This window comes from Flavobacterium enshiense (assembly GCF_040750275.1).
Taxonomy (GTDB): Bacteria; Bacteroidota; Bacteroidia; order Flavobacteriales; family Flavobacteriaceae; genus Flavobacterium; species Flavobacterium enshiense_B.
On the sequence record NZ_JBDOCV010000004.1, the window covers coordinates 166,411 to 185,562 of the forward strand.

Genomic DNA, 19,152 nt, shown 5'->3' on the forward strand with positions numbered 1-19,152 from the left:
TCTTTAGTCTAAAATAAAAAAAATAAGGTTTGTTTCGTCAGAATATTTTCAAAAACTAACGTTATAACACAAGTATTCCAAATTGTTTTAATACTGTAACCGGTTTGGAGTACCAGAACAATTCGAAATCCTCTAGGCTTGCATTTTCATAATCGCCTTTTATTTCACTATAGGTGAACACCTTGCCATTTAAAACTGAAATCTTCAGCAACAATTGCTGCAACCAAACCCCTTTATCTTTATCGGTAACAACTTCAACAGTTTCTCTTTTATCGTGAAAAATGAGTTGCATCATTTCCCATGAATTTCCTTTTTTACTTTTCACAAAGGGTTTAACTAAGGGTTTTCCTCCTATCCAGACCACTTTTGCGTTGGGTTTTGTGCTGAAATGATTTTCTTCCTGAAGGCAATTATAAATAAAATCCGGTTCAATTCTGGTTCTCGGGATTTTAAAATCAAACCAATCCTGAAGCGGATAATCAAAACAAATCCCATGCATATAATTGAAAAGCGATTTTTTCAATCCAAAACTAAACTTATCGTGATTGATACCTGTTTTGTCTTTAAACTGAACATCATTATTAGCAAAAGTGATGTCGTTCCTTTCAGGAATCACACCGAATTCTTCCGGAAACATCCCAACCGGGCTGTGTGCCGTCATCGCAAACTGATGCCAAAACCCGGATTGCAAAATTCCCAACTCGAACATCTGACGTACCATTTCCAGACTGTCTACCGTTTCCTGAATAGTTTGCGTCGGATAACCGTACATTAAATAGGCATGTACCATGATACCAGCTTCGGTAAAATTTCGGGTCACTTTGGCTACTTGCTCAACTGTAACGCCTTTTTTAATCAGTTCCAATAAGCGGTCGGAAGCTACTTCTAAACCTCCGGAAACCGCAATACAGCCGGAAGCTTTCAGTAGCACGCACAAATCGGCAGTAAAGCTTTTCTCGAAACGGATGTTGGTCCACCAGGTAACCGTTAAATTTCTTCGCAAAATTTCCAAGGCCACTTCGCGCATTAAAGCCGGTGGTGCCGCTTCATCTACAAAATGAAAACCGTTGTGACCAGTTTGTGCGATCAGTTCTTCGATGCGATCGACCAAGGTTTTAGCGGCAATCGGTTCGTAAACTTTTATATAATCTAACGAAATATCGCAAAACGTACATTTCCCCCAGTAACAGCCGTGGGCCATTGTTAGCTTGTTCCATCGACCATCGCTCCACAAACTGTGCATCGGGTTAGCGATTTCTATAACGGAAATGTAATTGTCTAACGGTAAATCCGTATAATCAGGTGTACCGACTTCACTTTGTTTATAATCGTGACGAAGGGTATTGTTCTTATAAACGACAGCATTATTTTCAACCAAAAATGTTCTTTTAAATTCGTGATGTTCCGGATGATTGATGTGTGCATTTAAAAGTTCTACGGGTAATTCACCATCGTCCAGTGTTATGAAATCGAAAAACTCGAAAACGCGTTTGTCTTTTAAATCGCGTAACTCAGTGTTCGGAAAACCGCCGCCCATCGATATTTTCATCTCGGGATAATTCGCTTTTATAAATTGTGCCGAACGAAACGCGCTGTACAGATTTCCCGGAAAAGGAACAGAAAAACAGACTAATTTCGGATTGATTTCTTTCAGTTTTTTTTCTAATATTTTAAGGGTAATCGCATCAATATAAGTCGGTTCCGATTGCAGATAATCATATAATTCATCAAAGGAATTAGCGCTTCTGCCCAAACGCTCGGCATAACGACTGAAACCGAAATTTTCATCAATGCATTCTACTATGAAATCGGATAAATCTTCTAAATATAAGGTCGCTAAATGTTTCGCCTTGTCCTGTAAACCCATCGAACCGAACGCCCAATCCATATCTTCCAGTTGTGCAAAACGGGAGGCTTCGGGCAGAAAACCATCCAAACAAATTTGCCTTGCCAAGGTTGGATTTTTACTTTGCAGAAAAGCGATGACGGAATCAATGGTTTTTATGTAGTCGTTTTGAAGGGCGAAAATGCGTTTAGAATTATCAGACAACTCAACTCCAGCTGGGTCAATTTGCTGAAAAATTTGCTTTAGTCCTTCTTTTGAAAACAATTCCAGAATCACTTCAATACCCAAATCCATCTGAAAGGAACTGATGCTTTTCGTATTCAGAAACCCTTTTAAATAGGCGGTTGCCGGATACGGGGTATTCAGTTGGGTGAAGGGTGGCGTGATGAGGAGGATGTTTTGCATTACTGTTTTGATCTGAAAAGCAAAATTAATGGTTTTTAAAAATATTAAACAGATTATTTCCTTAGCATTTAAATTGATTTTCTACTACTAGCCTTCTCTGAAAAGATTTACATTTTCAAAAAAACAACTTATTAGTTTGATAACGTTATTTCCTTGTCATTTTATGGCTTTTTCCTAATTTTGCAAAAAAATAGAATTCGTGAGAAAATCATTATTGTTTTGTGTAATCCTATCATCATTCTTAAAAGTTTACGCACAAAAAGAAAATTCAACAGTACTTAAAAAAACTTCTGAAAAAGAACATTTTGTGCATAAAAAAATTGAAGACACTCACGGTCATACCATTACAGATCCTGTTCAGAGAGCTTATTTTCTAAAAAAAAGAGAACAGGAGCATCTTTTGAACAGCACTCATCCTGTCAGTAATAAAAATTCCTTATCAGCGGTTCATTTGTGCAGCAATAATAATTTTGAAGAATATGAAAATCAATCGGGAAATAATGTTCTGAAACACTTTCTGTACAAAACAACAGAACTCTCAAACCCTACCCAATGTGTAAGCCAAAACATCACAGCCAATCAATATATTTTACAATATAACCCGAGCCAAACATCTTTGATGAGTACTACTGTACCATCAAATCATATTGACGAATTTATTGGTGATATTGGAGGTTTTGATCAGTTTGCTTTAAAAATCAACTACAAGGAATCCAGTACAACTTCAAGTGTAGTACAAGCCAAAAGATTCAAAACCAATAATGAAAATGAAGTAGTTTTTAACTATAAAACTGTTTTACAAAGTATTGAAGACTCCGGACACGAAGGAGAGCAACCTTTCTTCAAAGCAAGAATTATTAGAAGCAACGGCTGGGTTGTAAATGAATTTTGTGTTATTGGAGACCCAACTAACTGCATTTTTACGCAAGCTCCCAATTATGAAGCCGGAAGTATCATTTTGTATACTCAAAATTGGCAAACAGGAAGTTTAGATATTTCTTCAATACCTAACAATGAAGAATTCACTATAGAATTTACAGCTGCGCGTTGTGGTTTAGGTGCCCACTTTGGTTATGCCTATGTAGACGATCTTTGTCTGAAACATTCTGATGAAAACCTTCAGGGAAGTATTGAACTGGATCCTTTATTCAAAATTTGTCCTACCTTACCGATTTCCGTTTGCGGTAATTTCACCGTGCCAAATTCGGGTGGTGTATCCGCTAATATTGACAGTATAACCCTTAATGTGTTCGATCAGAATAACGCTTTAATTTATTCTACATCGAATACAAGTTCCTTAGATTTAAACAGTAAAACTTTTTGTTTCGAGTTAAATGCCACTAATTTACCCAATACCACAAACGGTAACTACAATGTGAGTGTTAGTATCAATTACGGTTTATTGCAAACAGACTGTACTGGTACAAATTTCAACTCAGCTACTGACAACGATGCCAACCCCGGATGGGATATCTCTTTTATGAACTGTACAGATACGTGTAATTTTATCTTACAATCCGGAATTTTGAAACTATGCGACACAAATGATGACGGAAAAGAGTTTTTTAACCTCACAGATGTAAACCCTCAATTAATCAACACACAAAACGGACTATCTGTTAGCTATTTCACTTCTTTGACCAATGCAACGAACAATACAAATCCGATTACAACAATCAATAATTACGAAAGTTATACTACTACACTTTATGCCAGAGTTTATAGTGATTCAGATGCTACATGTTTTAAGGTAATTGCTTTTGGATTGGTCGTTAAAAATCCGTCTGCAACAATTTCAGGTATTCTAAATGTTTGCGGGGGCAGTACTGTTTTAACAGCATCTCCGGGGGCATCCTATCTCTGGTCTAATGGTGCAACCTCACAGAGTGTTACCGTAACCAATAACGGCACATATACTGTTATGGTTACAGATTCTGAAGGATGTATATCTGATGCATCCGTCACAATCATTCCTTCAAATGTAGCGGTTTCACCAACCATAAATGTTACACAACCAACCTGCTCTGTCCACACTGGTACAATTGAAGTAACCTCCCCAGCGGCCGAATACAGTTTTGACGGCGGTACAACTTGGACAACAAACCCAATACTTACCAATGCCCCAGTAGGCAACTATAGTGTAAAAATTAAAACTGTTAACGGCTGTTTGTCTTATAATTCTCCAATATCCTTAATTTCATTCCAATCGTCATACCCTTATTATACAAGTGTAAAACCTACAAACTGTGAAGGAACCGGAAGTATTACAATTACTACAGTTGCTTCAGAATACAGTTTTGATGACGGTCTTACCTGGACAACAAATAACACCGCTAACAATTTACCTATCGGTACTTATTTAATACGAACCAAAGACAACCTTGGATGCATTTCTGATTTTAATAGCGTAGTTCTAAGCGGAGAGTTTCTGGCTGATCCAACGTATACTACTGTTGCTCCTTATTGTTCTAATCCCGGTAGTATTACCATAACAACACAGGCAGACCATTATAGCTTTGATGGGGGCACTACTTGGCAAACTTCCAACACCCTAAACAACTTAACAGCAGATACATATATCATTAAAATTAAAACCTCGCAAGGATGTACTTCTGGCAATGTTTACGTATATCTCACTAATTTTCAAAACTCATATCCTACCTATACAATAGATGAAGCAGGTTGTGACAGATATGCAACACTTACCATCACTACCCCAGGTGATTATTACAGCTTTGATGGAGGAACAACCTGGACAACCAACAATTCATTATCAAATCTAAACGGAGGAACAACCTATCAGATTAGAGTTAAAAAAAATCCTAACTGTGTCACTTATACTTCATCGGTTAGAATCAATTCCTACTACCTTCCACTTCCGACCCTAACGGACTACGTTACACTTATATGTGACAACCAGAACAATGGCAATGAAAATGTTAATCTAACAAATTTCAATTCCAATTTTATTTCCAATTCTAACAACCATACCTTTAAATATTACCATTCACTCAATGGTGCACAAAACAATATTCCTTCAGATTTAATAACGAATGTTGCAAACTACAATCTTAACGAAACTCAAAAAACATTTTTTGTTTTGGTAACCGACAGTAATGGCTGCTCGAGTATCGCCTATCTGGACTTAACACTAATTGCAACGCCTGAACCAAGTATCAGAGACTTTTATTACTTATGTGAAAACTCTTTTGTTAAGATTGAAGAGCAATTATCTTTTGACAGCTATTCATGGTCAAATGGAACAGCCACAGCTTCTGCTATATTTACACAACCCGGCACGCATTCGTTAACGGTTACGGAAAACCACGGACACGTTATTTGTTCTACAACTAAAAGTTTTGAAATTATTTTGTCGAATCCTGCTACAATTACACAGGTCCATATAGACGATTGGACAGTACACAATAACTCCATTCAAATCATTGTGAGTGGCTTAGGGGACTACGAATACTCACTAGATGGCATACAATACCAGAATAGTAATGTTTTCAATAACATGGAACATGGAGAACACAATATCTTCGTAAGAGATAAAAACGGATGTGGAATAACTGTGAATGATGTTTATCTGTTAATTCATCCAACATTTTTTACACCAAACGGCGATGGATACAATGATTATTGGAAAATTCGCTTTTCTGAGGAAGAATCGGATTTAATCGTTCACATTTATGACCGTTACGGTAAACTTCTGAAACAAATAGGATCTGACAGTAAAGGTTGGGATGGTACTTATTTAGGTGTGCCATTACCTCAGGACGATTATTGGTTTGTGGTAAAACGTCAAAACGGAAAAGAATACAAAGGGCATTTCAGTTTAAAACGCTAATCGAAATTTCCTAAGCCTTTGTTAAAGCGATTTTCCCTACCTTTATTTTTGCTATTTTAGCAGAAACAAAGAATTGTTATGCCAACCGACTGTATCAGCTACCAGAATTCCGGATATTTTTCAAAACTTATTGTTGATTATTTGAATCAGGAAAAGGAAGTACAGTCGTTTTACCATAGATTTCCAACGCTAGAAAATTTCAAATTTCAAATCGAAGAAAAGGCTGCTAATTTTTCTCCTGAAAACCGAAAAACACTTGTTACAGCTTTAAAAGAGCAATACAATGGTTTCGAAATTTCTGAAGCGACCCGTCAGCATATTGCACTTTTGGAAGATGATAATACGTTCACCATCACAACAGGGCATCAATTAAATTTGTTTACGGGACCATTGTATTTCATTTACAAAATCGTTTCCACAATTAATTTAGTGAAACAGCTAAAATCGGCTTATCCGGATTATAATTTCGTACCGGTTTACTGGATGGCTACGGAAGATCACGATTTTGAGGAAATCAGCTACTTCTATTTTAAAAACAAAAAAATTCACTGGAATCGTGAAAGTTTCGGTCCGGTTGGAAGATTGTCAACGGAAGGTTTAGACGAAGTGTTCGAAGTCTTCTCCAAAGAGTTAGGTATAGGCAACAATGCGGATCATCTTCGTGAGCTTTTTCGAAAAACCTATCTGGAACATTCAAATTTGGCAAACGCCACACGATTCCTGGTTAATAAACTTTTTAATGAAGAAGGCTTGGTGATTGTTGACGGTGATGATGTTTCGCTAAAAAAACTATTCGTCTCTTTTGTAAAACAGGAAATAACAGAACAACTCTCCTTTAAAAAGGTTTCCGAAACCCTAAAGCAGTTTGAGAAGTATGAGATTCAGGTTAATCCCAGAGAAATCAACTTATTTTACATTGAAGACAATTTAAGAGAACGAATCGTTTTTGAAAACGGTAAATTTCAGGTTAACAACACTAAAATATCATTTACAGAAAGTGAATTGTTATCTGAAATTGAAAACCATCCTAACAAAATCAGTCCGAATGTTTTATTGCGACCGCTTTATCAGGAAATCGTATTACCCAATCTCTGTTATATCGGCGGAGGCGGCGAAATTGCGTATTGGCTGGAATTGAAATCGATGTTTGAAGCGCATCAGGTAACCTTTCCGGTACTCTTGCTTCGTAATTCGGTTTTACTCGCTACTGAAAAACAAATCAAAAAAACAGACGCCTTGAATTTGTCCTGGGCTGATTTATTTTCAAAACAAACCGAACTCATCAATCGTAAAACTGCAGAGTATTCTGAGCACACTCTTGATTTTTCAGAACAGAAAGCATTCCTAAAAGTTCAATTCGAAAAACTGAACCAAATAGCCACACAAACAGACAAATCATTTTCAGGAGCGGTAAAAGCACAGGAAACCAAACAGCTTAAAGGACTTGAGAATCTTGAAAAAAGACTTCTCAAAGCTGAAAAGAAAACACATCAGGATAGACTCTCCCGTATAGTCGAAATTCAGAATGAATTGTTTCCCAACCACTCACTTCAGGAACGAAAATGTAACTTTTCAGAATATTTTGTGACGAATGAAACAAATTTAACAAAAAAAATCTTAGCGCTACTGAACCCATTATCCTCAGAATTTTACATTATTCCCTTACAATAATGTGTTTTAAAAGATAATTTTATACACTTCATCGATATTTTTAAGCATTTCATCTAACATTTTTCATCAAAAATTAGGTTAGTATCAAAAAAATGTTACTTTCGCAACATTAAATTAATGAAAAGTTAAATTTATTATATGAAGAAGAATTACGTAATGTTTGGATTGAGTGCTTTGGCACTTTTTTTATGCTCTTTTTTACAGCTTACTACGGTAAAACCTGAAATGGTAATGGTGGAAGGCGGTACTTTTAAAATGTCTCCGAAAGAAAACGCCGTAGATGTAAAAAGTAAAAAGAAAATCGCTTACGATATCGCTGTTTCATCTTTTGAAATGAGCAAATTCGAAGTAACTGTAGCGGACTGGAGAGCCTATGTTACTGAAAACAAATTAAACATGCCGGCTAAACCTTCATGGGGCTGGAACGACGAATATCCTATTACCAATATTACATGGAGTGATGCGGTTAAATTCTGTAACTGGTTAAGCAAAACAAATGGTTTGAAACCTGCCTATACGAAAAGTGGTGGTAAATATGTTTGTGACTTCAACGCAAACGGATACCGACTACCGACTGATGCCGAATGGGAATATGCAGCCAAAGGCGGAAACAAATCTAAAAACTTCAAATATTCCGGTAGTGATGATATCGAGATGATTGCATGGTATTCTGAAAACAGTAGAAAATCTCCGCAAAAAATCGGAACTAAATTGGCTAACGAACTTGGTTTATATGATATGAGCGGGAATGCTTGGGAATGGTGCTATGACTACTACAGCCCGATTTTTCACAAAGTTGAAAAAAGACAAAACCCAACCGGACCGGACAGAGGTGAAAAAAGATGCATTCGTGGAGGTTCATGGGATAGCAGCAAATTGGAGTATTTAAAACCTACAACCAATCAATTGAACTGGAACCCAAACACTACAAACGAATTTTTCGGATTCAGAGTAGTAAGAACCGTTAGCAAATAATTTTCTGTTAACCCGGTTGTTTTTCAACAAGAAAGCAGTACTTTTGCGCCAAATTTAAAAACACAAAAATGGCAACAAACAGAACATTTACAATGATTAAGCCAGATGCTGTTGAAAAAGGACACATCGGAGGAATTTTAAATATGATTACTGAAGCTGGTTTCAGAATCGTTTCTATGAAATTGACACAATTAACTGTAGCTGATGCTCAGAAATTTTACGCGGTTCACAGTGAAAGACCATTCTACGGTGAATTGGTTGAATTCATGTCAAGAGGTCCGATCGTATCTGCAATTTTAGAGAAAGAAAATGCTGTAGAAGATTTCAGAACTTTAATTGGTGCTACAAACCCTGCTGAAGCTGCTGAAGGAACTATCCGTAAAAAATATGCAACTTCTATCGGTGAGAATGCGGTTCACGGTTCTGACAGTGATGAAAATGCTGCAATCGAAGGAGCTTTCCATTTTGCTGGAAGAGAGCAGTTCTAATTCGAAAGATATATCTGAAATAACTTTCAGTTTAAAATAAAAAATCCCGATTCAATGAATCGGGATTTTTTTTTAACTAAACTATGCTAAAAATAATAGAAATATAAGAGGAAAAATGATTCCGGCTAATGCCAGTTTCCAACCTCTTCGTTTAAAGGTATGCTTACCCGCAGTGATCATCATGGCACCTGTCACAGCTATTGTGATTAAAGATAACCCAAAAATATCCGAATAATAAATCCACCAATTGGAGGTACTCTTATGCAATTTCATTGTCTGGCTAATTAAAGGCGTTTTCAAAAATGAAATTATTTCTCCTTTTCCTGTTTCCACATCGATTTCAATATCTGTATTTTCAAGAGAAATTCTTAATTCCCCTTTTTTTACATTATAACGGCGAAATTTATCTTTAACGCCTAATTCCTTGGCAAGGTTTTCTGCATATTTTTCGTTGATATCATCTTCCGATGGTAATTTAACGGTAATGGCTTTCGTTTCGGTCGTATATTTTTCCGGATGCCAGCTTTCCCTGTGGTTCATGAGGATTCCTGAAAACGCAAAGGAAATAATTAACCCTAAATAGAAGTATCCGAAATCACGATGGATGGATCTGATATTTTTGTCTCTTTTTTTCATTTTTATTAAAATTTATATTTTAAAGTTGCCATGTACTGACGCGGTGCAATAGGATTGATACTGTAATTTTCATGTACGGAATAATTCAACTCATTAAAAATGTTTGCTACTTTACAAAGCAATGAAAACTGTTTCCAGGTGTAACCAACTGATGCGTCCACAGTAACATAACCATCCACCGGAATTTCACGATCGCGGAAAACAACTTCATTGGCAGTGGAATTGTATACATAATCATTGTTCCAACCTCCTATTCGATCTCCGATATAATTAGCGATACTTCCCACAGAAACTCCTTTCAAAAATCCGTTTTGAAGTGTGTAGAAGAAACTTGCATTTGCTGTATGTTGTGGCGTTCTGGCTACACGATCACCTTTAACAAAACTACCCGGAATCCAATCTCCCAATACTTTTGTAAAACGCATGTCATTGTAGCTGTATCCCACCAAAATGTTTAATCCTTCGATTGGTCGCGCATTAACATCAACTTCAATTCCTTTACTTGTGGTTTCTCCCGAAAGCACTTTTAACGTTGTGTCTGTATAATTTGGTGTCCCATCAGCTTTAAAGGATGCCATTTGCGCAAAATTGCTGTTGACAATCTGATATAGTGTAACATTAGTACTTAACAGTCCGTTCCAAAAATCTTTCTTAACACCAACTTCGTACTGGTCGATAATAGAAGCTTCAAGAGCTTGATAGTTAATATCGGTTCCGGTATTTGGCGTAAACGAGTTAGCATAGCTGGCAAATAATGAAGTCGATTTTGTCGGTTGGTACACCAATCCTATTTTGGGAGAAAAGGCTCTGTCTAAACGTTTAGCCTCTTTTGTAGGATTCGTATCGTCTTCTGGGGCTACATTTGTCTTTCCGTAATTTGTTGCCTGAGCCTCCTGCCAAGACCAGCGAATACCCGCCAAAACTTTAATTTTATCATTAAAAGAAATCAAATCCTGAGCATAGGCTCCAAAACGGGAAGTTTCAGTTCTTACGATTTTGGTATTTCTGGAATTCGGCACGTCATATTCATTCTGATACGTTAACGGATCATAAATGTTTACAGTACCATCTGTTCCGTTTGATGCGTTAGGTGCGTGAGGATTATCGTAACTGTCCGGATCGTAATTAGCTCTGGTAAAAGCATAAGTATAAGCCTGTCCGAAAGTATAATCCCAATCAAGTCCTGTAGAAAGCTGATGTTTAATACTTCCGGTATTGAAAACACCTTGAAGGTTAAACTGCTGTCCGGCAATCATTTCGGTATTTTTATTTTTCCCTAATGGTCTTTTGAAGTTCCCTAAAGCATCCACTTGGATACGCTCTGTTCCTTCCGATTTTCTGCTGAAATCCTGTACGGAAGAATTGGAACTGAATTTCCAGTTGTTGTTCAATTTATGGGCAATTTGTGCTGAAACGGATGCTTGGGTAGTCAGTCCGTTCGACCATTTTGCTCCTAAATAAGTATTTCTTGGTATATCTACGATAGTTTTACCGATAACTCCGGTACCAAAATCGGGTGTCCAGTAATCTTTTAAATAGTCTCCTTGCAATAAAATAGTCGTCTTTTTACTTGCCTTGAAAAGCAATGAAGGATTCACGTAAAAACGTTCACGGTTTACAACATCTCTAAAACTTTCCGCATTCTCATAAGAACCTACGAAACGATACGCGATTGTTTTACTTAAAGGTCCATAAAAATCAACAATCGGCTTGTAATAATTATAACTTCCTGTTTGAAAAGAAATACTTCCGCCTTTATTGAACGAAGGTGTTTTGGTTACCATGTTGATGATTCCCCCCGGAGCTACGTTACCGAACAACAAAGCCGAACTTCCTTTTAAAGCTTCAACCTGTTCTAAAGAAGCTACTTCCGGCATGGAACCTCCATTGTATCTGAAACCATTTTTGAACATGTTGTTGGCTGTCATGTCATACCCTCTCGACCAAAAAGATTCCTGAGCTCCACCACGTGCCGAACCGACATAAACTCCATTAACGTTTTTGATGACATCACTTAAACGGATCGTTTGTTGTTGCTCAAGTATCTTACTGTTGATTATCTGAACGCTTTGTGGCAAATCCATTACTTTGACACCGCTTTTCCCGTTAGCCATTGTTTTCTTGACAACACTTCCGGAAACCACAACTTCTGAAAGCTCATTGGAAGTTTCTTCGAGAACCACATCCACTACAACAGTTGAATTTTCATCTTTAACATGCGCATGCGCCGTAGTCGTAACATGACTTATGTGAGTAACAATTAAATTGTATTTTCCTGGTTTTACATTTGAGATAAGGAATTCTCCTTGCGCATTAGTTAGTACTTGAAAAGAAGCGTTTTTGGCAGTAATACTGGCTTTTTCAATTGGCAATTTACTTGATGAAGTAACTTTTCCTTTAATAATTGCAGTAGATTGGGCGTTTATTTGTAGTGAAAACAATAAAACTGCAAATACCAGTTTGGTTAAACTTTTCATTTGAGTTAGGCTTATTTAGATTAATTTTAATTTGATGCAAAACTAATCAGGCAAAGCCTAAAAAACAAGTTTATTTAGAATAAATAAAAATAAAATATTTAAAATATCAACAATTACCTAAGAACCAACTCTTTAACAACTTCCTTTCTGAGTTCTTCGTTAAGCATTTTGATAATTTTGTCTTTTCCGTAGCTCAGTTCTTCCCTCAGAACTGCTGAAGATAAGGCCACATAAAGCGTTTCTCCTTTTAAAAGAATTTCTGTAGTATAGTTGTTTACACCGTTCCCCATAAGGTTTTTCCAGGCTTCCTGTACATTGATTTTGTCCATGCCGGACTGCAGTTTATTCTCTGTAATAAACTGTTTCAGGACATTCCCTATAGGACTTTCTTCATTGTTTCGTTTCGCCATTATTTTACAGAAAAAGGTTGGGATCTTTTATAGGTATATTCAATATCCTGATCATTTCTGAGTATCATATGATCATTCGACAATTCCAGTAATTCTTCATCCCATTTGGCGTAGGAAGTCGTGTAATTTAAAGTAAAATCGCCATCTTTATTTGTAATGCTGATCTTTTCCGAAAGATCATTTATAAGATATTTCCCGTCCAATTGCGGCATCACCTTCTTTCTGAATCCTTTGGTTCCTTTAATCTCAAAAAAATCAATGGTCGTATTTATACTATACTTTTTTTCAGTTCCATCGGGCAGTTCGGCTTTTTCAATTTCCCAATACCCGTTTATTTTAGACAAATCAGTTTCTTGTATCTCTTGTCGGCAACTTATAAGCGAAAAACATACTAACAGAAGGGCAATTATTTTTTTCATCGGACGATTTCTTATATTAGAAGTACAAATGTAGGCTGAAAATACTTTGATAAAAAGAAAACCAATTAAACTATTTCATATTTTTAAAGTCATATTGAAAACCGGAAACATGAAACGATTCTTCTTCATACTCTTTACTGGAATTATGGGTACGAGCTGCAGTTCTGACTCAGAATCGACACCAAGCCCACAACCCATGCCCGAAACCATGTATTTCCCACCAATCACCGGAAACACTTGGGAAACAAAAAATATTTCGGATTTACAATGGAACAACACTGCCGTACAACCACTACTGGATTATTTAAACCAGAAAAACTCAAAAGGTTTCATTATTTTGGTTAACGGCCGTATTGTTATGGAAAATTATTTCAACAACCATACAGTAAACTCAGACTGGTATTGGGCCAGTGCCGGAAAAACTTTAACTGCCACGGTTACCGGGATAGCGCAAGAAGAAGGTTTTTTAAACATCAACAATAAGGTTTCCGATTATTTAGGAACAGGATGGACAAGCGCTCCTGCCGATAAAGAAAATCTAATCACCTCCCGCCATCTTTTAACCATGACGTCCGGATTGAACGATGCTTTAGGTGACGATGTATCGCCGGCTAATCTTCAGTATACAGCAGATGCAGGAACACGCTGGGCGTACCACAATGTTTATGTAAAACTACAGGATGTGGTAGCCGAAGCCACAAACCAAACCTGGAATACTTATTTCAACACAAAGTTAAAGAACAAAATTGGCATGGATGGGTTCTGGACGCAGGCAAATAATTTAAGCGTTTACTCCAGTACAACACGAAGCATGGCACGATTTGGCTTATTAGCCTTAAACAAAGGCAATTGGAATGGCACACAAATAGTTAGCTCTTTGTATTTTAATGATGCTGTCGCAACATCACAACCTATTAATCAGGCTTATGGTTATTTATGGTGGTTGAACGGCAAAACAAGCTACTATTTACCACAATCCCAATTACAATTTAACGGAAGTTTAGTCCCTTCGGCTCCGAGTGATATGTATGCCGCATTGGGAAAAAACGATCAAAGAATTTATGTAATCCCAAGCAAAAAAATGGTCGTGATCCGAATGGGAAATCCTGCTGACGGGAGCAATATGGCACTTTCTGATTTCGATGAAGTCCTTTGGCAAAAAATAAAGGCGTTATATGAATAACGCCTTTATTTTATTTTGAATTGAAATATCTAATAATCGCCCAAAAGAATAAAACATAACCCATAAGCCGCAAGCCCAAAAATATACTCGGATAGGGCTTTTCGAAAAAAACTGCAATCAATCCTAAAGCAAAACCGACAAGCACTAACTTTAGTGGTGATGCGTTTTTGAAAAAGGCTGCAACTTTTTTCACTGCTTATTATTTGAAGAATGAATCCACAAATTCGTATTTGTTGAATACTTGCAAATCCTCGATTCCTTCCCCTACTCCGATGTATTTTACCGGAATCTGGAACTGGTCGGAAATTCCAATGACTACACCACCTTTTGCCGTTCCGTCTAATTTGGTAACTGCCAAAGAAGATACTTCGGTAGCAGCTGTGAACTGTTTGGCCTGCTCAAAAGCGTTTTGCCCTGTAGACCCGTCCAACACCAATAAAACGTCATGTGGCGCATCTTCAACGACTTTTTGCATCACGCGTTTCACTTTGGTAAGTTCGTTCATTAATCCTACTTTATTGTGAAGGCGACCTGCTGTATCAATGATTACAACATCTGCATTTTGCGCTACGGCTGATTGTAACGTATCGAAGGCAACTGATGCAGGATCACTACCCATTTGCTGACGAACGATAGGCACACCAACTCGATCTGCCCAAATCTGCAATTGGTCGATGGCAGCCGCACGGAAGGTATCCGCAGCTCCTAAAACCACATTTTTTCCAGATTTTTTAAACTGATAGGCCAATTTTCCAATGGTAGTTGTTTTCCCAACGCCATTCACACCCACAACCATGATTACGTATGGTTTTTTATTGGCTGGAATTTCGAATTCGGTAGCTTCTCCGGAATTGGTTTCAGATAAAAGCCCCGCAATTTCTTCGCGTAGGATTTTATTCAGTTCGTCCGTTCCCAAATATTTGTCTTCGGATACCCGCTTCTCGATACGCTCAATGATTTTTAAAGTCGTGTTTACCCCAACGTCGGAGGACACCAGAACCTCTTCAAGATTATCCAACACATCGTCGTCAACCTTAGATTTTCCGGCTACGGCTTTCGTTAATTTCGACAAAAATGATGTACTTGATTTCTCAAGACCTTTGTCTAATGTTTCCTTTTTTTCGGAGGAAAATATTTTTTTAAAGAAATTCATTTTTTTAATTATGAATTATGAGTTAAAATTATGAGTTAAAAAGAAGCTGTAACGTTTTTCTCCAGCCCCGTTGGGAGCGGCATCCTGGCAGGGTGGGCTTGCTTCGCAAGCACGCAATGACAGATACAGCGGACAGCAGAAACTTCATGTAAAAAACACCTAAGCGTTTGGCTTCTAATTGCTGCAAATATAAAAAATAAAAAAGCTACTTCCATACGAAAGTAGCTTTTCTATATATTGTATAACGGAATTATTTCTTGCTTAAGAATGCATCCACTTCTTCAGGAGACATAACTGACTCAACGAAAGTATAAGCACCTGTTTTTGGTGATTTTACCATCTTGATCGCTTTAGTTAATCTTTTTGAAGCTGTCTGTAAAGTTGCTACGGTTTTCTTTGCCATGACTCTTTATTTTTTATTTGAAATTTTTATAACTAAAAACTTCTAATTATTTAATTTCTTTATGAACAGTTACTCGCTTCAAAATCGGATTGAACTTTTTAATCTCTAATCTGTCTGGAGTATTTTTTTTATTTTTCGTAGTAATGTAACGAGAAGTTCCTGGAACACCAGAAGCTTTGTGCTCAGTACATTCTAAAATAACCTGGATTCTATTACCTTTCTTTGCCATCTTTGATATATATTATTAGGTCGAATTATTTTACTAATCCGTTAGCTTTAGCTTCTTTCAAAACTGCAGCAATACCGTTTTTATTAATAGTTTTCAATGCAGATGTAGAAATTCTTAAAGTTACCCATCTGTCTTCTTCAGGAATGTAGAAACGTTTCTTAACTAAGTTAACACTAAACTTTCTTTTAGTTTTGTTCATAGCGTGAGAAACATTGTTTCCAACCATTGCTCTCTTACCTGTAAGTTCACAAACTCTTGACATTATACTTATCTTTATATTCGTTATTCAAAATCAGGGTGCAAAGTAACAAAAAAGAAACCTAATACACAAACTATTCTGATTAGTTTTTTAAAATTTCTTTGTAAATTTTTTCTAACGCCTTTGTTACCGCCCTGTCTATCACTTTTTCTCTGGGCTGTCCAAAGTTAAATTCCTCAGAATAAACTCCGTTTGGAGTTGCCATTGCCACTACAACCGTTCCTACTTCGGCATCTGCATCTCCCTTGTTTGGACCCGCATTTCCAGTGGTTGCCAAGGCATAATCCGTTTTCATCAATTGTTGAATTCCCAAAGCCATCGCTTCGGCTACTGCTACACTTACAACCGAATGTTTGTCGATTAATTCCTGCGGAACTTTCAAAACATTTACTTTGGTTTCCGTAGCATAACTCACCACACTTCCTGTAAAATAAGCCGACGAACCCGAAACCGAAGTTAAGGTCGCTGCAATTTTTCCTCCTGTACAACTTTCTGCGGTGGACAAAGTTAAGCCTTTTTCTTTTAGCAATTTTCCTAAAACCACTTCAATAGTTTCACCGTCATCAAAACCAACAATGGCTTCGCCTATAATCTCATGAAGTTTTTCAACCTGTCTGTCTAATTCAAGATAAAGCGCACCTTCATTTGTACCGCGTGCAGAGAGACGCAAACGAACTTGTCCCGGACTTGGCAAATAAGCTAACTTAATAAAGTCGGGTAAATTATCCTCCCAGCTTTCAATCTGTTCTGCCAGCAGACTTTCTCCGATTCCATAGGTTCGAATGGTTTTATGAACAATATAAGGTCGATTGAACTTAGAAACCAATCTCGGAATCACCTCGTTTTCAATAAGGTACTTCATTTCAAAGGGAACACCCGGAAGCGAAACAAAAACCGTGTTTTCTTTCTCCATCCACATCCCCGGAGCCGTTCCTACTTTATTGAACAACACCTGGCTTTTAGAAGGAACCAAAGCCTGATCTTTATTTATTTGAGTAATCGGACGCTTAAAAAATCCTTCAATAAGCTCAGTAACGTGAGCCAAAACAAGCGGATCTGTAACCAATTCATCATTAAGATATTCACATAAAGTTTTTTTAGTAATATCATCTTTTGTAGGCCCCAAACCTCCCGTTATGATTACAACATCAGAATCATTTTGAAGCGACGAAAGTGTTTCAAGTATATGCTCCCGATCATCACTGACGGAAAGCATTTCATACACTTCAATTCCAATTTTATCTAAGGATTTGGCTATAAAAGCCGAATTGGTATCCACGATTTGCCCGATTAGGATTTCGTCGCCAATAGTAACTACAGTTGCTTTCATTTCTTAACAGAATAGAGCTCAAAGATAAAACTCCTGTTTCTCAAAACCAAAGAAAAGCACTGTAACAGAAAAAGAAAATATTAGGGTTTAATAAATTTATCAAACACCTGCAAACCAATCATCAGGACAATAAAAACTGATATCAGTTTAATATAAAGATTAAGGATTTTACGCTCTTCGGAAATATTTGAAAAAACAACGACATCAGACACTACATCAATATTGTTTTCTTCCAAAATAGCTTCAATTATTTCGCTGTTCATATTAAGAATGGAGTACGCAACAAAATCTTCCAATAGTTTTTTATTGGAATCCACATAGAATTTCACTCCTCTCTGAGTTAATTCAGCTTCGAAAATTTCAGCATTCTCACGAGGGATATTCACTTTGAAGTGACTACTGAATTTAACACTAACAGTACCGGACATTTTATCTGAAAGTTACAAGTTATAATCTTTTTTTACTTCTTTCAGGGCGTTTTCAATGTGTTCTTTTAAGCTTTTAAAAACTTCTTTTATTTCTTTTCTTTTGCCTTCGGATTTAGTCCATTCCATCACCTGAAGATTCTCTTCATAGGCTAAATCCATTCCCAACAAATCCAAGGTAGGTTTGATTTTATGGGAAGAGGCATAGGTTTTTGGATAATCTTTTTCTTCAATACCTTCTCTGATTAATTTTAACTCATGAGGCACTTCTTCTACAAAAAGATTAATAATCTGCTGTGCAAAATCGGTATCGTTATCCGAAATTTCATAGACTTTTGATAAGTTATAATGTATAGCCATTATTTCACTTGTATTCTAAAGAGTTGTTGTCCTTCTATAAAACCTTCCAAAATGTCATTTGGTTGCACTTTCGCTACACCGGAAGGCGTACCCGTAAAAATAATATCGCCGGTACGCAATGTGAAGTACTGAGAAACGTATGCAATTATTTCGTCAATTTTCCATAACATCTGGCTGGTATTACCACGCTGCACTACAGTTCCGTTGTTCGTTAATTCAAAGTTAATATTTTCAAGTGAACTGAAATTTTTTTTCGATGAAAAGTCACTTATTATCGCTGAACCGTCAAAAGCCTTCGCTTTCTCCCAAGGCAACCCTTTACTTTTTAATTCTGCCTGTAAATCTCTTGCGGTAAAATCGATTCCCAAACCAATTTCATCATAATACTTATGTGCAAACTTAGGGTCGATGTACTTCCCTACCTTATTAATTTTAACCAGGATTTCCACTTCGTGATGCACATCATTAGAAAATTCAGGTATTACAAATGGGAATTGTTTGGGCAAAATAGCAGTGTCCGGTTTCATAAAAATAACCGGTTCCGAAGGACGTTCGCTGTTTAGCTCTGAAATATGGTCGGCATAATTACGTCCGATGCAGATTATCTTCATAGTATTCAGTCTCAGTGTTCAG

General features: G+C 36.9%; 19 protein-coding genes. 5 read left to right on the plus strand and 14 right to left on the minus strand.

Translation table 11 applies throughout. From position 1 onward, the window contains the following. Positions 1-61: 61 nt before the first annotated feature. Positions 62-2,251, minus strand: coding sequence for a B12-binding domain-containing radical SAM protein (locus tag ABGT15_RS07365; RefSeq protein ID WP_367230789.1), 2,190 nt, complete (start codon positions 2,249-2,251; stop codon positions 62-64). A 199-nt stretch (positions 2,252-2,450) separates the two neighbouring features. Here ABGT15_RS07365 and ABGT15_RS07370 point away from each other — a divergent pair, with 199 nt between their 5' ends. The 4 genes from ABGT15_RS07370 (at position 2,451) to ABGT15_RS07385 (ending at position 9,235) form a co-directional block, all read left to right on the plus strand. Further along, complete coding sequence (locus tag ABGT15_RS07370; protein ID WP_367230790.1) at positions 2,451-6,101, plus strand: T9SS type B sorting domain-containing protein; 3,651 nt, start codon at positions 2,451-2,453, stop codon at positions 6,099-6,101. A gap of 78 nt (positions 6,102-6,179) precedes the next feature. After that, the gene (gene bshC / locus ABGT15_RS07375; protein WP_367230791.1) at positions 6,180-7,772 is read left to right on the plus strand and encodes a bacillithiol biosynthesis cysteine-adding enzyme BshC; all 1,593 of its coding nucleotides are present in this window, start codon (positions 6,180-6,182) and stop codon (positions 7,770-7,772) included. A 138-nt stretch (positions 7,773-7,910) separates the two neighbouring features. Beyond that, the gene (locus tag ABGT15_RS07380) at positions 7,911-8,747 is read left to right on the plus strand and encodes a formylglycine-generating enzyme family protein (protein ID WP_367230792.1); all 837 of its coding nucleotides are present in this window, start codon (positions 7,911-7,913) and stop codon (positions 8,745-8,747) included. A gap of 68 nt (positions 8,748-8,815) precedes the next feature. Further along, a complete protein-coding gene (locus ABGT15_RS07385) occupies positions 8,816-9,235 on the plus strand; it encodes a nucleoside-diphosphate kinase (protein WP_237789819.1) in 420 nt (139 codons plus the stop codon). Positions 9,236-9,316: 81 nt separating this feature from the next. Here the strand turns inward: ABGT15_RS07385 and ABGT15_RS07390 are convergent, their stop codons facing one another. The 4 genes from ABGT15_RS07390 to ABGT15_RS07405 form a co-directional block, all read right to left on the minus strand. Next, on the minus strand, positions 9,317-9,871 hold the full coding sequence (locus ABGT15_RS07390; protein ID WP_367230793.1) for a PepSY-associated TM helix domain-containing protein: 555 nt from the start codon (positions 9,869-9,871) through the stop codon (positions 9,317-9,319). Between the two features lie 5 nt (positions 9,872-9,876). Then, the gene (locus ABGT15_RS07395) at positions 9,877-12,348 is read right to left on the minus strand and encodes a TonB-dependent siderophore receptor (RefSeq protein WP_367230794.1); all 2,472 of its coding nucleotides are present in this window, start codon (positions 12,346-12,348) and stop codon (positions 9,877-9,879) included. 113 nt (positions 12,349-12,461) lie between these two features. Beyond that, a complete protein-coding gene (locus ABGT15_RS07400; protein WP_367230795.1) occupies positions 12,462-12,758 on the minus strand; it encodes a DUF721 domain-containing protein in 297 nt (98 codons plus the stop codon). After that, complete coding sequence (locus ABGT15_RS07405; RefSeq protein WP_367230796.1) at positions 12,758-13,177, minus strand: hypothetical protein; 420 nt, start codon at positions 13,175-13,177, stop codon at positions 12,758-12,760. The genes ABGT15_RS07400 and ABGT15_RS07405 overlap by 1 nt, the downstream gene beginning before the upstream one ends. 109 nt (positions 13,178-13,286) lie before the next feature. Between ABGT15_RS07405 and ABGT15_RS07410 the strand changes: the two genes are divergently transcribed. After that, positions 13,287-14,360, plus strand: coding sequence for a serine hydrolase domain-containing protein (locus ABGT15_RS07410; protein ID WP_367230797.1), 1,074 nt, complete (start codon positions 13,287-13,289; stop codon positions 14,358-14,360). Between the two features lie 10 nt (positions 14,361-14,370). Here the strand turns inward: ABGT15_RS07410 and ABGT15_RS07415 are convergent, their stop codons facing one another. From ABGT15_RS07415 to ABGT15_RS07455, 9 genes are all read right to left on the minus strand, one after another. Beyond that, positions 14,371-14,553, minus strand: a complete 183-nt coding sequence (locus ABGT15_RS07415; RefSeq protein WP_367230798.1) for a hypothetical protein — start codon at positions 14,551-14,553, stop codon at positions 14,371-14,373. 6 nt (positions 14,554-14,559) lie between these two features. Continuing rightward, positions 14,560-15,513 carry a signal recognition particle-docking protein FtsY gene (ftsY, locus tag ABGT15_RS07420; RefSeq protein ID WP_367230799.1) on the minus strand — a complete coding sequence of 318 codons (954 nt, stop codon included), beginning with the start codon at positions 15,511-15,513 and terminating at the stop codon, positions 14,560-14,562. Between the two features lie 250 nt (positions 15,514-15,763). Then, positions 15,764-15,916 (minus strand): DUF4295 domain-containing protein, encoded by a 153-nt coding sequence (locus ABGT15_RS07425; RefSeq protein ID WP_023570098.1) that lies wholly within the window; start codon positions 15,914-15,916, stop codon positions 15,764-15,766. A 46-nt stretch (positions 15,917-15,962) separates the two neighbouring features. Next, positions 15,963-16,145 (minus strand): 50S ribosomal protein L33, encoded by a 183-nt coding sequence (gene rpmG / locus ABGT15_RS07430; RefSeq protein ID WP_026981158.1) that lies wholly within the window; start codon positions 16,143-16,145, stop codon positions 15,963-15,965. A gap of 25 nt (positions 16,146-16,170) precedes the next feature. After that, on the minus strand, positions 16,171-16,407 hold the full coding sequence (rpmB, locus tag ABGT15_RS07435) for a 50S ribosomal protein L28 (protein ID WP_026981159.1): 237 nt from the start codon (positions 16,405-16,407) through the stop codon (positions 16,171-16,173). Between the two features lie 79 nt (positions 16,408-16,486). Next, entirely contained in the window at positions 16,487-17,734 is a 1,248-nt protein-coding gene (locus ABGT15_RS07440) for a competence/damage-inducible protein A (protein ID WP_367230800.1), read from the minus strand. An 80-nt stretch (positions 17,735-17,814) separates the two neighbouring features. Beyond that, on the minus strand, positions 17,815-18,162 hold the full coding sequence (locus ABGT15_RS07445; RefSeq protein WP_367230801.1) for a hypothetical protein: 348 nt from the start codon (positions 18,160-18,162) through the stop codon (positions 17,815-17,817). A gap of 12 nt (positions 18,163-18,174) precedes the next feature. After that, positions 18,175-18,519 carry an Hpt domain-containing protein gene (locus ABGT15_RS07450; RefSeq protein ID WP_367230802.1) on the minus strand — a complete coding sequence of 115 codons (345 nt, stop codon included), beginning with the start codon at positions 18,517-18,519 and terminating at the stop codon, positions 18,175-18,177. Next, positions 18,519-19,130: a fumarylacetoacetate hydrolase family protein gene (locus ABGT15_RS07455; protein WP_367230803.1), complete on the minus strand. Its 612-nt coding sequence runs from the start codon at positions 19,128-19,130 to the stop codon at positions 18,519-18,521. Before ABGT15_RS07455 ends, ABGT15_RS07450 begins: the two co-directional genes overlap by 1 nt. Positions 19,131-19,152: the final 22 nt, after the last annotated feature.